At 33.5% G+C, this 14,306-nt stretch carries 14 protein-coding genes; 6 read left to right on the forward strand and 8 right to left on the reverse strand.

Going from position 1 to position 14,306, the window contains the following annotated elements:
* Positions 1-19: 19 nt before the first annotated feature.
* Both F6P99_RS05515 and F6P99_RS05520 read left to right on the forward strand, forming a co-directional pair.
* Positions 20-1,921, forward strand: a complete 1,902-nt coding sequence (locus tag F6P99_RS05515) for a TonB-dependent receptor plug domain-containing protein (RefSeq protein ID WP_152286462.1) — start codon at positions 20-22, stop codon at positions 1,919-1,921.
* A gap of 46 nt (positions 1,922-1,967) precedes the next feature.
* The gene (locus F6P99_RS05520; RefSeq protein ID WP_152286463.1) at positions 1,968-3,035 is read left to right on the forward strand and encodes a YncE family protein; all 1,068 of its coding nucleotides are present in this window, start codon (positions 1,968-1,970) and stop codon (positions 3,033-3,035) included.
* Between the two features lie 60 nt (positions 3,036-3,095).
* Here F6P99_RS05520 and F6P99_RS05525 read toward each other — a convergent pair whose 3' ends face one another.
* Positions 3,096-4,490, reverse strand: coding sequence for a sulfatase-like hydrolase/transferase (locus tag F6P99_RS05525; RefSeq protein WP_152286464.1), 1,395 nt, complete (start codon positions 4,488-4,490; stop codon positions 3,096-3,098).
* 28 nt (positions 4,491-4,518) lie between these two features.
* Entirely contained in the window at positions 4,519-5,031 is a 513-nt protein-coding gene (locus F6P99_RS05530) for a DUF7935 family protein (RefSeq protein WP_152286465.1), read from the reverse strand.
* Positions 5,032-5,227: 196 nt separating this feature from the next.
* Here F6P99_RS05530 and F6P99_RS05535 point away from each other — a divergent pair, with 196 nt between their 5' ends.
* Complete coding sequence (locus tag F6P99_RS05535; RefSeq protein WP_152286466.1) at positions 5,228-7,570, forward strand: ATP-dependent helicase; 2,343 nt, start codon at positions 5,228-5,230, stop codon at positions 7,568-7,570.
* Between the two features lie 169 nt (positions 7,571-7,739).
* Here F6P99_RS05535 and F6P99_RS05540 read toward each other — a convergent pair whose 3' ends face one another.
* The 3 genes from F6P99_RS05540 to F6P99_RS05550 are packed head-to-tail and all read right to left on the reverse strand — an operon-like array spanning position 7,740 to position 9,265.
* Entirely contained in the window at positions 7,740-8,126 is a 387-nt protein-coding gene (locus F6P99_RS05540; RefSeq protein ID WP_152286467.1) for a VOC family protein, read from the reverse strand.
* Between the two features lie 5 nt (positions 8,127-8,131).
* A complete protein-coding gene (locus tag F6P99_RS05545; RefSeq protein WP_152286468.1) occupies positions 8,132-8,737 on the reverse strand; it encodes a thioredoxin family protein in 606 nt (201 codons plus the stop codon).
* A gap of 3 nt (positions 8,738-8,740) precedes the next feature.
* On the reverse strand, positions 8,741-9,265 hold the full coding sequence (locus F6P99_RS05550; RefSeq protein WP_152286469.1) for a TlpA disulfide reductase family protein: 525 nt from the start codon (positions 9,263-9,265) through the stop codon (positions 8,741-8,743).
* A 121-nt stretch (positions 9,266-9,386) separates the two neighbouring features.
* Here F6P99_RS05550 and F6P99_RS05555 point away from each other — a divergent pair, with 121 nt between their 5' ends.
* The 3 genes from F6P99_RS05555 (at position 9,387) to F6P99_RS05565 (ending at position 11,597) form a co-directional block, all read left to right on the forward strand.
* On the forward strand, positions 9,387-9,899 hold the full coding sequence (locus F6P99_RS05555; protein WP_152286470.1) for a DUF3124 domain-containing protein: 513 nt from the start codon (positions 9,387-9,389) through the stop codon (positions 9,897-9,899).
* A gap of 2 nt (positions 9,900-9,901) precedes the next feature.
* Positions 9,902-10,510 (forward strand): MarC family protein, encoded by a 609-nt coding sequence (locus tag F6P99_RS05560; protein WP_152286471.1) that lies wholly within the window; start codon positions 9,902-9,904, stop codon positions 10,508-10,510.
* Between the two features lie 79 nt (positions 10,511-10,589).
* Complete coding sequence (locus F6P99_RS05565; RefSeq protein ID WP_152286472.1) at positions 10,590-11,597, forward strand: 3-oxoacyl-ACP synthase III family protein; 1,008 nt, start codon at positions 10,590-10,592, stop codon at positions 11,595-11,597.
* Positions 11,598-11,718: 121 nt separating this feature from the next.
* On the opposite strand, the gene lptB is transcribed toward F6P99_RS05565, so the two are convergent.
* Genes lptB through F6P99_RS05580 form a run of 3 tightly spaced genes read right to left on the reverse strand, consistent with a single transcriptional unit; the run spans position 11,719 to position 14,276 of the window.
* On the reverse strand, positions 11,719-12,456 hold the full coding sequence (lptB, locus tag F6P99_RS05570) for an LPS export ABC transporter ATP-binding protein (RefSeq protein WP_152286473.1): 738 nt from the start codon (positions 12,454-12,456) through the stop codon (positions 11,719-11,721).
* A 19-nt stretch (positions 12,457-12,475) separates the two neighbouring features.
* Positions 12,476-13,285, reverse strand: a complete 810-nt coding sequence (gene tatC, locus F6P99_RS05575) for a twin-arginine translocase subunit TatC (RefSeq protein ID WP_152286474.1) — start codon at positions 13,283-13,285, stop codon at positions 12,476-12,478.
* A gap of 22 nt (positions 13,286-13,307) precedes the next feature.
* Positions 13,308-14,276, reverse strand: a complete 969-nt coding sequence (locus F6P99_RS05580) for a KpsF/GutQ family sugar-phosphate isomerase (protein WP_152286475.1) — start codon at positions 14,274-14,276, stop codon at positions 13,308-13,310.
* Between the last annotated feature and the right edge of the window lie 30 nt (positions 14,277-14,306).

The following is a 14,306-nucleotide window of genomic DNA, read 5'->3' on the forward strand; positions in this document are numbered from 1 at the left end:
GGGAGTAAAGGAAATTATTGTGAATATATGTAAGACTATTTTAATTCTGGTTGTAGTATCTGTACACCCTGTTTTTGCACAGCAAAAATTAGTGGTAGAAAACTCTCTTGATTCTATTCAAAAAATAAAAACAGTAGAAATAGTTGCTACAAAATTTCATTCAGAAACCGTTCTAGGGCAAAAAACTGTTGAGATTTCTGAAGCAGAAATAGTTAGAAATACTTCAAATTTTACAGAGTTATTACGTTACAATAGCCCAATTGCATTTAAAGATTATGGTAATGGTGGTACGAGCTCTGCAAGATTTAGAGGAACTTCAGCAACCAATACGGTTGTATTGTGGAACGGAATCAATATCAATTCTGTTGGGAGTGGACAAACAGACTTTAATGCCTTATCTGCAAACACATCAGATCAAATTATTATCAAAAGCGGTGGGGGGAGTGTGACTTATGGTTCAGGAGCTATTGGCGGAACGGTTCATTTAAACGATCTGCTAGATTTTAAACAACATCAAGACTTCCAGTTGTTTACATCTTATGGTAGTTTTAATACTTCGTCTAATTTTTTCAAAGCAAATTTAGGAACAGGTAAATGGGCGGTAAAACTGTCTGGAACCTATAACAGTTCAGATAATGACTATGAGTACATCGATACGAGATATACAGACGAAGACGGAAACCCTTTGTTCAATGAAAATGGGGCATATAAAAACTATGGGATAGACTTTAGTGTTGGATATGAGTTTTCTGATGTAAACAAAATCTATTTTTTTACAACAGGTTATTACGGAGATCGATTGTTTTCTGACGGATTGCCCAATCCATCTGCCGGTAGTGAAAGAAATGAAGATTTAAGTCAACGAAATTTATTGAAATGGACGGCAAAATTCGGTGGTTTTTCACAACAAATAAACTTCGGATATCTAACACAAGAATATAGATATTATAACAATAAAGATGCTGAAATGTATGATTTTGGTAGGTCAAAACGTTTTTTGATAGATTATTCTTTAGATTATAGAATTTCGAATGTTTGGAATTTGAAATACCTAATGCTCTATGAAAACACGAATGGAGATACAAATCAGATCAATCCGAAAATTAGAGAAGCCCTTTCTTTTGGAGGGATGGTTACCTGCAAACCTACAGATAGTTTTATAGCAAATATTAGCATTCGTAACGAAAATAACTCTGACTTTGAAGTGCCGCTTGCAGCATCTTTATCAGTAGAACAAAAAATTTTTAGGTCTATTTGGTTGAAAGGAAATCTTTCATCTAATTATAGAGTACCTACGTATAACGAAATGTATTGGCCTGTAGTTGGGAATGATGCGTTGATTCCAGAAAAAGCAAAGCAAGGTGAGTTAGGTTTAGAGTTTGATAAATTTGACATCCGTTTGAATGCTACTGCTTTTTACATTCATATTGAAGATAAAATAATTTGGAAACCTGCGGGGAATACTAATTTATGGACGCCATTGAATTTAAAAACTGTTGTCAACAAAGGCGCGGAGTTTTTTCTGGGGTATGATAAAATTTTAGGCAAACATTCAATTCATTTTTCAGGTAATTACACATTCACATTATCAGAAAATTTGGACAATGGAAAAGCATTACCCTTTGCACCGAAGCATCTTGTAAATTACAATATAGAATATGGGTACGATCGTGTAAAACTATATTTCCAAGACTTGTATCAAAGCGAAGTTTTTACGAATGAATTGGCTTTAGAATTTTATTCATTAGCCCCTGTGAGAGTGATGAATCTAGGAGTTGATTATGCATTGCTACAAAACAAAGATCATGAATTAATCTTAGGAGGGAAAGTAAATAATATTATGAATGAAGTCTATTATTTCACAAATCTTAGACCCATGCCTGGAAGAAATAATACAATAAATATCAACTATAAATTTTAATTAAATAAAAATGAAAACAATTAAAGTAATTTTTAAACTATGCTTAATGAGTTTAGTTTTAATCTCATGTAATGAAAACGATTCGGATGAATTGAAAGAGATTTTAGATCGATTTGAAAACGGAATTATTGTGAGTGCTGAAGGGGCTTGGCAAGCAAAAGATGGGTCAATATCATTTGTTTCTAGTGATTATAGTGTTGCATCTAACTTTGTGTACGATGGAGTAAATGGAGCAAAATTGGGAGGATTGATCCAATCAATAGCTTTCAATGGGGAAAATGCCTATGTGGTTTTGAATGATGTGAATACGATTGTCGTAATGGATCGTTATACTTTTAAGAAAAAAGCGATTATCACAGAAGGATTAGAAAATCCAAGATATATGGCATTTGCTAATGGAAAAGGATATGTAACAAATTGGGGAGATTCAAATGTTATAACAGATGAATTTGTTGCTGTTGTAGATTTAGAATTAAACAAAGTAACTTCTTCAATTTCTGTATCAAACGGACCAGAGCAAATTGTAAGTAAAAATAATAAGATATATGTTTCTAATAGAGGAGGGACTGGCTATGGTACGGCTTTTAACAATCTTATTTCTGTGATTGATGCGAGTACAAATAATATTACTTCGACAATAGAAGTAAAGGATGCTCCAGATGATTTGGCATTTAACTCAGCTGGAAATTTAGTGGTTTTATCTCAGGGAGAAGAAACATGGGCGCAAGATAATGAAGAAAATTGGTATGTGGCTAGGGAAAGTATCGGTGCTATTCAGACAATTGATTTGTCAACAAATACCGTGTCAATTTCAATAGAATTTGCTGATGGTGTTCATCCAAACTTGTTAGACACTGATAATGGAAAAATTTATTACCACATTGGTTATTCAGGTGTTTATGCTATCGATGAAGCTGCAGTTGAGTTATCTCAAAATGCTGCAATTACAACAGAAAATTTGTATGGAATGTCTGTAGATAATGATAAAATTTATGGTGTACAGTATTCTTTCGAGGCTTTAAGTAAGTTGTTTATTACCGATGTCAATACATCAAGTACTTTGTACTCGACAGCTGTTGGTTTGGGTGCTTCAAAAGTGTATTTCAACGAATAAAAAACACATCCTACCCCTTAAATAAAAACACCTCCAAATTTGGAGGTGTTTTTGTTTATCTTAATTCAAATGGTATTTGTCCATTCGTTCTATATCGTAAATTTCATATTTACGCTTAAGCAACCATTTAGGTTGTGGCATTTGCTTTTCCCAATTCCATATTTTTTTATACATCCTACGTACTTTTTCAGGGTATTTTGCGGCCAAATCATTTGTCTCAGAGATGTCTTCAGCAATATTGTATAACTGAGCAGGACGATCAGGGAAACGTATTAATTTCCAATCACCTTCTCTCACTGAAGCTCGACAAGATTTTTTCCAATACAAATCGTCATGCGGATTATGCGCAATAGCCGTGTTTAAGTATGGGATTAAATCTACTCCTTCAATCAGTGGATATTTCTTAATATCTATACCAGCTGCTTTCATAAAAGTAGGAGCGAAATCCATTGTTGAAACCGGCAAATCGTATTCAGTATTTGCAGGGATACCATTTGGCCATTTCATGAAAAATGGAATTCTAATACCGCCTTCTAAATGATTTGATTTCGTTCCGCTTAATGGTAAATTGGAAGATGCATTTTTGTCGGTTGGTCCCCCATTATCACTTACAAAGGCTACAATAGTGTTTTCATCTAGGTTTAATTCTTTCAATTTCTCAAAAATAGTTCCGCAGGCCCTATCTAACGACAATGTCATCCCTGCTAAAATTTTTCTTTTTCCTTTTAAATTTGGAAATTGTGCTGTGTCTTTTTCTAAAAATTCGAGAGGAGTATGTACCGCATTAAAAGCTACAATCTGAAAGAAAGGTTTGTCTTGATGCTTTTCGATAAACTTAGCAGCTTGGTCTCCTAGTAAATCTGTTAAATAGTATTCAGGCTCTTTATATTTTTTATATCCCCATTCTAATCTGTTATGATTTAATTGTGGGGTCTTTTTTAAGGTTTTTTTAGGATAAGCAAAATAACTTCTTCCACCAGATCTAAATCCGACAAACTCATCAAATCCACGTTTCGTAGGGTGAAACCTATCAGCTTCGCCTAAATGCCATTTTCCAAAATAACCAGTGGTATAACCTGCTTTTTTCATATGGTCACCCAATGTGTTTTCTTCTAGCGGCAACCCCATATCTTCTCCTTTAAGAGCAGAGTTTTCAGACATAAATCCTGTTACATTAATATGCTCGTAACCATATCGTTGTTGGTATCTGCCCGTTAGAATCCCCGCACGTGATGGTGCACATACAGATGAAGTAACATAACCTTCTAAGAACCGTACCCCATCTTTACAAGCTTTGTCTAGGTGTGGAGTCTTCATTACTGTGCTACCTTGGAATCCAAAATCAGCAAAACCAGCATCATCGCATATGATAAGAACTATGTTTGGTTTTTTTGCTTGGGCGTGTACCATTGAGATGCTAAATAAGCTCAGAATTGAATAAATTATTAATTTCATATTGTAGATGTTTAATTGATATTTGAGTTTAAAATAGTAGTGCAACTTCATTTTTTAAATTAGACAAAGCCACTGTTGTTGGTGGAGAGGTTTTTAAGATAGCAGTTAAAATACCTTCACGCAATTCTTGTGCATTTGTTATATCTGTCTGTTTTGTTGTGTCAGAAATAATTTTTGAAATCGTGTTTTTAGCGGATACTACAATGCTCCAGCTTTCTTCTGAGACATATATTTGCTGACTTAAATTGTGTTCGTATTCTTGTTCGATTGTGCTAACAAGTAATGAAGCGTAATCTTCCTTAAGATTTCCTATTGGTTTCACTCTAATTAATAATTGACTTGGATTGATACGTTCTAAAAATAATGTAATTCTTTCGTACGCTTGCAATCTAATGGGTAAAGTCAATTTTTTATTTTTATAAATTGTATTGTGCTTCCTTTTAGAATGTTCGTTCTGCATTTGAGTTTTGAAAAAATAGTATGCCAATACTGCAATAATTATTGAAGGTAAAAGATTGCTAAGAAGATTTGTCAAATTCATGTATGAAATTTTTCTATAGAATTCCAAAACTAACGATACTTCATAAAAAAGTAAAGGGTTTAGTATATTATTTTCAAAAAATTCAGATAATATAGATAGAAACTTGTAGATAACTTTTATTGCTTATAGAATATTGAAGCCTTATTTTTGAAACTCGTAGAAGAATATATTTTTACAACATTTTAAAGATATTAGTTTGGCAGATTATTTAGAAGGATTGAATCCATCACAAAAAGCAGCAGTTTTACAAACCAAAGGACCTATGATTATTATTGCAGGTGCAGGTTCGGGTAAAACTAGGGTTCTTACGTATAGAATTGCACACTTGATGAAAAGTGGTGTTGATGCTTTTAATATTTTGAATTTAACATTTACCAACAAAGCTGCACGTGAAATGAAGGAACGTATCGCATCGGTTGTTGGTCAAAGTGAGGCGAAAAATTTGTGGATGGGTACGTTTCACTCAGTTTTTGCTAGAATTCTTCGTTCTGAAGCTGATAAACTAGGGTATCCTTCAAATTTTACGATATATGATACTCAAGATTCTGTAAAACTACTAGGGGCCATTATAAAAGAAATGCAACTCGATAAAGATCGTTACAAAGCGAAACAAGTATTAGGACGTATTTCACAATTTAAAAACAGCTTGATTACGGTAAAGGCTTATCACAACAACCCTGATCTAAAAGAAGCAGATATTATGGCAAGTCGACCGAAAATGGGAGATTTGTACAAAGCCTATGTAGAGCGTTGTTTTAAATCTGGGGCTATGGATTTCGATGATTTATTGTTACGTACGAATGAATTATTATCTAGGTTTCCTGATGTGTTGGCGAAATATCAAGATCGTTTTCGTTACGTGATGGTTGATGAGTACCAAGATACCAACCATTCACAATACTTAATTGTTCGAGCGTTGGCAGATCGTTTTCAAAATATTTGTGTGGTAGGTGATGATTCTCAAAGTATCTATGCTTTCCGTGGTGCAAACATCAATAATATATTGAATTTCCAGAAACATTACGAAGATGTAAAAACCTTTAAGTTAGAGCAAAACTATCGTTCTTCGGGAAATATAGTAGAAGCAGCGAATAGCTTGATTGAAAAAAATAAAACAAAGCTCGATAAAGAAATCTTTACCGCAAATCCAGAAGGACCTAAGGTGAAAGTAATGCGCACTATTTCTGATGGAGAAGAAGGTCGATGGGTTGCGAATTCTATTTTCGAAAATAAGATGAATCATCAATTGACGAATGACAAGTTTTGTATTTTGTATAGAACCAATGCACAATCTCGTGCGATGGAAGACGCTTTGCGAAAAAAGAGAATAGCTTATAAAATTTACGGAGGTACTTCTTTTTACCAGCGTAAAGAAATCAAAGACGTGCTGTCGTATTTAAGAATTCTGATCAATCCAAATGATGAAGAGGCTTTGAAAAGAATTATCAATTACCCTGCTAGAGGTATTGGGGCAACTACAATTGATAAGTTAACCATCGCTGCGAATCATTACAACAAGCCGTTGTTTGAAATTGTAAAACACATCGACAAAGTAGATTTAAAAATAAATGCATGTACGAAGACAAAATTGAAAAATTTTGCCAATATGATTCAAGCGTTTACTATCAATGCTCAAAAGGTGAATGCTTTCGAAATTGCAGATCAAGTGGTGAAGCAAGTTCAGATTGTAAAAGACTTAGAAGCAGATGGTACGCCTGAAGGAATTAGCAAGGTTGAAAACGTGCAAGAGCTATTAAATGGAATTAAATATTTTATAGATGATGCGAAAGAAAAAGAACAAGAAGATTCTTTGGCTGTTTTCTTAGAAGATGTTGCTCTTAAAACGGATTTAGACAGCGACAAAGAAGACGATGAACCAATGGTTTCTCTGATGACAATTCACTTGGCAAAAGGACTAGAATATCCGTACGTGTATGTGGTTGGTATGGAAGAAGATTTATTTCCATCAGCAATGAGTATGAACACTAGAAGTGAATTGGAAGAGGAGCGAAGATTGTTTTATGTGGCACTTACTAGAGCAGAGCATCAGGCCTATTTGAGTTTTGCGAATACAAGATATCGTTGGGGAAAATTAATTGATAGTGAACCGAGTCGTTTTTTAGAAGAGATTGATTCAAAATATTTAGAATATTTAACTCCGAAAAAGTTAGCTCCTAGAACAAATAACTTTGTGGATAGTTCATTGTTCGAAGATGATATTCCGAAAGATAGAATACGTTTTAGAAAACCAGTACCACGAAAAGCTACAAGTGTTCGTACCGCAAAGCCCAATACTTTAAAGAAACCGTTAGTGGTTCCGAAAAACATGAAACCAGTTTCTAAAGTAGTTGCTAAAGGAGGGGTTGCTCAAAATGCTAAAATTCAACAAGGAAGTATTGTCGAACATGTACGATTTGGGAAAGGAGAAGTTGTAAAATTAGAAGGGGCTGGTGGAGACGCAAAAGCCGAAATCAAATTCGAAAAAGAAGGACTGAAAAAATTGATTTTGAAATTTGCTAAATTGAATGTGATTGAATAATTTTTCAAGACATTCTTGTCTTTCATTGAAACAATGATGGCATCCTGTGTAATTTACACTAGCAAACTGTAAAAGTGTAGTACATCAAATGGAAAAAAGTGACCTATTTGATTAGATGTATTAAAAAATAATGAAGCTATTTGATAAGTTGTTTTATGCTTGTTGTGTTTTATTCTGTGATTTCAATTAAGTTTCCTTCTGGGTCAGAAATGATACTTTCGTAGTATCCATCCCCAGTTGTTCTAGGGTTTCCGATAATTTTAACACCTTCTTTTCTTGCTAATTCAGTAAGCATATCAACATTTTTTTTTGAACCAACTGAAACCGCAAAATGAGTCAGTCCCAATGTGGCACCTGTTTTTTCTATCAGTTCAGAGATGTCGGGACGGTGCATTAATTCTAAACGAGCACCTGTTTCAAATGACAAAAAGTAGGAACTGAAATTTTTCCTCGGATTATAGTACTTTTTATTTGACTTGAGCTTAAAGAATTTGATGTAAAAATTCTTCATTTTTTCCAAATCTAATGTCCAAATAGCAATATGTTCTATGTTCATTTGCTTTATTGTTTTTTTATAGAACAACCAATAGCTCTGGTTTCTTTTTTAGTTATTGCATTGTTTGTCAATAATGCATCCACAGCGTTTTCAACATATTTTTCTGTAACCTTGCTTGCATCTCTAGAGCTATTATCTATCGCACCGATATATTCAACCTTCATTTCGTTGGCTGATACAATAAATACATGAGGAGTTTTGGTAGCACCGAATTTTGGGTATGCCGTCTGTTTTTTATCAAAAAGATAGGGAAAAGTAAAGCCTTTGTCATGTGCTCTAATTTTCATTTTTTCAAAGCTATCTTCAGGTGAAGCGACTGGATCGTTTGGGTTGATAGCTATTACTGGGTAGCCAAGCGGTTTGTACTTTTTGTCTAGGGCAATAATTCTATCTTCATTTGCAATAGAATATGGACAATGGTTACATGTAAAAACAATAATAAAACCTTTAGCATTGTGAAAATCTGATAATGAAACCATTTTATCATCAATATTGACCAAAGAAAAGTCTTCAACACTGTCACCTATAGAGTACCCCTTTGCAGAGTTAACAGTAAATGCAGTTACTAATGCGAAAATAATAATGAGCGCTACAGAATGAATTTTTTTCATAATTTATGGTTTTAAAAAGGTTTTGAGTTCGTTTTCTAGTGTTTGATAGTCAAAAGATTGTTCGTAAAATTTTCTTTTGGTTTTATTGTAAATAAGCGTTGCAGGTATGGCACCGGTCCAATTCGCATCTATAGCTTTAATCCATGTGTCTTCATCGATATCATTTAATACAATTACATTTGAATTTAATTTTTTTTTCTTTAAAAAAGGAATTAGTTTACTTTCTATATGATTTGGAAAGTCTAAACTAACCAACAGAACTTCAACATTTTTAGAAGAGAAATTCTCGTTTAATTTTTCAAATGCAGGTAGCTCCTTTACACACGGTGCACACCAAGTGGCCCAAAAATTTATCACATAAGTTTTGTTGTCGTTTTTTTCTAACAATGGCTTTAATTCATTGTAAGTGTATGTAGCAATCTCTGTTTTAGTTGTTGGCTGGTTTTTAATTTTGTCTTTTTTAGATTTCTTTTCACAAGAAAATAACGCAACCAAAACGACAGTAAAAATTATAAATTTTGTTTTCATTTTTTAAATTTAAGTATTTAGCAGAAAAAAGAAGAAATTAATTCTAAAAACTTTATGGTTTCAGATTAAATAAATCGTAGTTTTATAAGTAAGTAATTTTAAATGGGTAAGAAAAATTAATATGAAAAATTCAGGACTACTTTTGTTGCTTTTTGTGTTATTCAGTGCATGCGAAAACAAAGAAGAAGCAATAGAAATAAAGAAAACAAATTTTGAGAATAAATATGTTTCAGACTTAGATGTGTCGAAATTAGAAGAAGGAGCAACCTATTTACCTGTCTATTCACATGTGTATCAGATGCACGGTAATAACAATTTGTATTTGACAATTACTACGAGTTTACGAAATACTTCACCATCCGAATCGATCTATATTTTAAATGCAGATTACTATGATACTTCAGGAAAAAAAATAAGAAGATATATTAAAAAACCTATAGAAATCAAGCCTTTAGAAACGGTTGAAATAATTATAGAACAAATCGATAAAGAAGGAGGTTCTGGTGCAAATTTTATTTTTGATTGGGCTGTTAAAGATACCAAAAACTTGCCGTTGTTTGAAGCAGTTATGATATCTACATATGGGCAGCAAGGAGTTTCATTTACCACAAAAGGGGTACAAATTTTTAAATAATTTTGGCAGAAATATTTAGTGCTATATTGTTGTTGATTGCTGTAATTGACCCAATGGGTTCAGTACCTGTTTATTTGGAAGCAACGAAGAATTTTGACACAAATCAAAGAAAGAAAATCGCGATAAATTCTTCTTTGATCGCTTTTTTTGTGCTGTTCTTCTTTATTGTAGTAGGTCAAATAATTTTGGATGGAATGGAAATAAGCTTAGAGGCTTTTCAAATTTCTGGTGGAGTAATTCTTTTTTTATTCGCCATATCTATGGTGTTAGGAGAAAGTAAACCAGAATCAGAAATGAGTTTGATTACAGATTATAAAAAAGTAACAATATTTCCTGTAGCGCTGCCTTCGATAGCCTCTCCTGGTGCAATTTTGGCAGTCGTATTAATGACTGATAATAAAATTTATTCAATTACCCAGCAGTTGATCACTATTGTCGAATTGGCTTTTGTGGTCGGACTTACTTGTCTCGTTCTGTTGGTTTCTAATAAGATTCAAAAAAGAATTGGAGAAGGAGGGATAATTGTTATTAGTAAGGTAATGGGGTTGATCTTAGCTGCATATGCTGCTCAAAGTATCTTGAGTGGGATTAAAACTTTTTTTATGTCGTAAATATTTCTTGTAAACTTGCATTGATTCCCTAAGTTTTATTTCTTACATTTAATAGTGTTAACCAAATAAACGTTAAATCATGTACAGTTCTAAAATTACGGGTTTGGGATTTTATGTCCCAGATAATATTGTAACCAATCACGATCTTTCAAAACTAATGGATACCAATGATGAATGGATTCAAGAAAGAACGGGTATTAAAGAACGTAGATGGATCAAAGAAGGAACAGATGATTCCACCTCTGTTATGGGGGCAAAGGCTGCTAGAAAAGCTATCGAGAGATCTGGTTTAACGAAAGATGATATAGATTTTATTGTATTTGCTACATTGAGTCCTGATATGTATTTCCCTGGAGGTGGAGTAGAAATTCAAGATATGTTAGAAATGCCTACGATTGGAGCATTAGATGTAAGAAACCAGTGTTCTGGTTTTGTTTATGCTATGTCTGTCGCCGACCAATTTATAAAAACAGGAATGTACAAGAATATTTTGGTGATTGGATCTGAAAATCATTCTGGTGGATTAGACAAAACCACAAGAGGAAGAAATGTATCTGTGATTTTTGGAGATGGGGCAGGGGCTGTCGTTTTAAGTAGAACAGAAGAAAAAGGCAAAGGTATTTTATCTTCTCACTTGCATTCTGAAGGAAAACATGCTAAAGAATTGGTTTTAGAAGGACCAAGCACAGCTCGTTGGGTACCAGAAATACTAGAAAATAATGACCCTAATGATACTTCATATTATCCGTATATGAATGGGCAGTTTGTTTTTAAACACGCAGTTACACGATTCTCTGAAGCAATTCTTGAAGGTTTAGAAAAAAATAATTTATCAGCTAGTGATATTGACTTGTTAGTTCCTCATCAAGCGAACTTAAGGATTGCACAATTCATCCAAAAGAAATTTAGACTAACAGACGATCAAGTATATAACAATATCATGCATTACGGAAACACAACTGCCGCATCGGTAGTTATTGCGTTGAGTGAAGCATGGGAAAAGGGTAGAATAAAAGACGGAGACTTGGTTGTTTTGGCTGCTTTTGGAAGTGGATTTACTTGGGGGTCTGTCTTTATTCGTTGGTAGCATCAAGAGAATTTGACAAACTTTGTCTAAACTATTATCAAATTCAAATTATTAAAAAAAAATGTACCCTGAGCTAGTCGAAGGGTACAGTGGATTGGTAAAGTCGAAGAGTACAGTGGAATTACTTGAACTTATTTTCTTTTAAAATAAAACTTTCTCCTAGATATACTTTTCGAACTGTTGGGTCATCTGCTAGTTCTTGAGGGGTACCTTCTTTTAAAATACCACCTTCGTACATCAAATAGGTTTTATCAGTAATGGCCAAGGTAGCTTGTACATCATGATCGGTAATTAAAATACCAATATTTCTGTTTTTTAGCTGAGCAACGATACTTTGAATATCTTCTACGGCTATAGGGTCAACTCCTGCAAAAGGCTCATCTAAAAGAATAAATTTAGGATCAGAGGCCAAACAACGAGCAATTTCGGTACGTCTTCTTTCACCTCCAGAAAGTAAATCACCCCGATTTTTTCTCACATGTCCCAAACTAAACTCTTCAATAAGTGATTCTAGTTTTTCTTTTTCTTCTTTTTTGGTTCTCCCTGTAAATTGTAGTACAGAGCGAATGTTGTCTTCAACAGACAGTTTTCTAAAAACAGAAGCTTCTTGTGCTAAGTAACCAACACCATGTTGTGCACGTTTGTGCATAGGAAATTCGGTGACTTCTAAGTCGTCTAAAAATACTTTTCCAGAATTCGGTTGAATCATTCCAACCACCATGTAAAAAGAAGTGGTTTTACCAGCTCCATTAGGACCCAACAAACCAATAATTTCTCCTTGATTTACCTCTAAAGAAATTCCTTTTACAACCTTTCTGCTTCCGTATATTTTTTGGATGTTTTCAGCTCTTAGTTTCATAGAAAATGCATGCGTTTAATTATGCTTGTTGTTCCTGTTTTTTTACGACAAATCGTGATACAAAAATACTCACTTCGTATAAAATCAATACAGGAATTGATACAATTATCTGACTCGCAATATCGGGCGGAGTAATAATCGCTGAGAGTAAAAGTACAACAACCAAAGCGTGTTTGCGATAGGTTTTTAAAAATTCTGGTGTAATCAATCCTAATTTAGTCAAAAAGAATATCAAAACAGGTAATTCAAAAACAACAGAGACTCCTAAAATCGTATTGGTTACCATCGAAATGTATGAAGACAAAGTAAAGTTATTTTGAATGGCATCTGTGATTTCGAAATGGTAAAAGAAATAAACTGACATCGGAACAATTACATAAAAACTGAACAAGACTCCTGCAAAAAATAAAACCGAAGTAATGAATAAGAATCCTTTTGATTTTTTTCTCTCGCTTTCATGAAGCCCAGGTGCAATAAACTTCCACATTTCCCATAAAACATATGGAAATGAAATAATTAAACCTAAAATCAATGAAGACCATATAGCATTCATCAATTGGTTGGTCATGGATAAACTTTGCAACTTTTGAGGAAATGATACACCGCAAAAATCGCTGTCTATACCGATAGTTTGGAAAGCGTTACAGAACCATTGGTAGGTAACAAAGTTTGAGTCTAAGTGTGCTAACAAAAAATGATCGTAAACTTCAGTTTTAAAAACGAAAAGTACGATTCCGAAAATAAAAATAGAAGCTGTTGATCGAACTAAATGCCATCTTAATTCTTCAAGATGGGATAAAAAAGACATTTGATTTTTTTCTTCACTCATAATGTAAAAGAGATGTTACGGTTTAAAAAATACCCTCTTTGATTAAATCATGTAAATGTATGATACCTACATATTCATTTTGTTCATTAAGCACAAGTATTTGTGTAATTCCGTAGCTTTCAAGTGTGTTTAGAGCATCTATCGCCATGGCGTCTGCTGCCATAGTTTTAGGGTTAGCAGTCATGATTTCTTTAGCTGTAAATTTTGAAATATCTGCATTTTTTTCAAGCATTCTACGAATATCTCCATCAGTTATCATACCTACCAATTCATTGTCATCAATTACAGCAGTAGCTCCCAAACGTTTTTTAGAAATCTCAATGATAACGTCTTTCACACTCGTATCAGAAGTTACCTTTGGTAATTCGTTATTAGAAATTAAATCATTGACACGTAAATATAATTTTTTCCCAAGTGCTCCTCCTGGGTGGTATTTCGCAAAATCTTTACTTGAAAAATCTTTCATTTCAAGCAGACAAATAGCTACAGCATCACCTAAAACCAATTGCGCTGTTGTGCTAGTGGTAGGAGCTAAGTTGTTTGGACATGCTTCTTTTTCAACCTCACAATTCAAAACAAAATCAGCATTTGTTCCTAAAAAAGATTCAGGGTTTCCTGTAAGGGCAATTATTTTATTGCCATAATTTTTAATCAGAGGAACTAATACCTTAATTTCAGGTGTGTTACCACTCTTAGAAATACAAATAACAGCATCGTCTTCTTGTATGTTTCCTAGGTCTCCATGGATGGCATCTGCTGCATGCATAAATATAGCAGGAGTACCAGTAGAATTCATGGTAGCAACAATTTTATTTGCGATAATTGCACTTTTACCAATCCCTGTAATAATCACTCTTCCTTTAGCGTTAAAAATGAAATTTACAGCTTTTTCAAAATCAGAATTGATTAAATTTTTTAAATTCGCTATCGCTTTACTTTCAATGTCAATTGTGCGCAAAGCATTGTCAATAATTGTATTCGAGTTTTTCAAAAGTTTTAATTTTGTAGAATAAAAAAAAGT

The sequence above is a fragment of the Flavicella marina genome (genome assembly GCF_009193215.1).
Classification (GTDB): domain Bacteria; phylum Bacteroidota; class Bacteroidia; order Flavobacteriales; family Flavobacteriaceae; genus Flavicella; species Flavicella marina.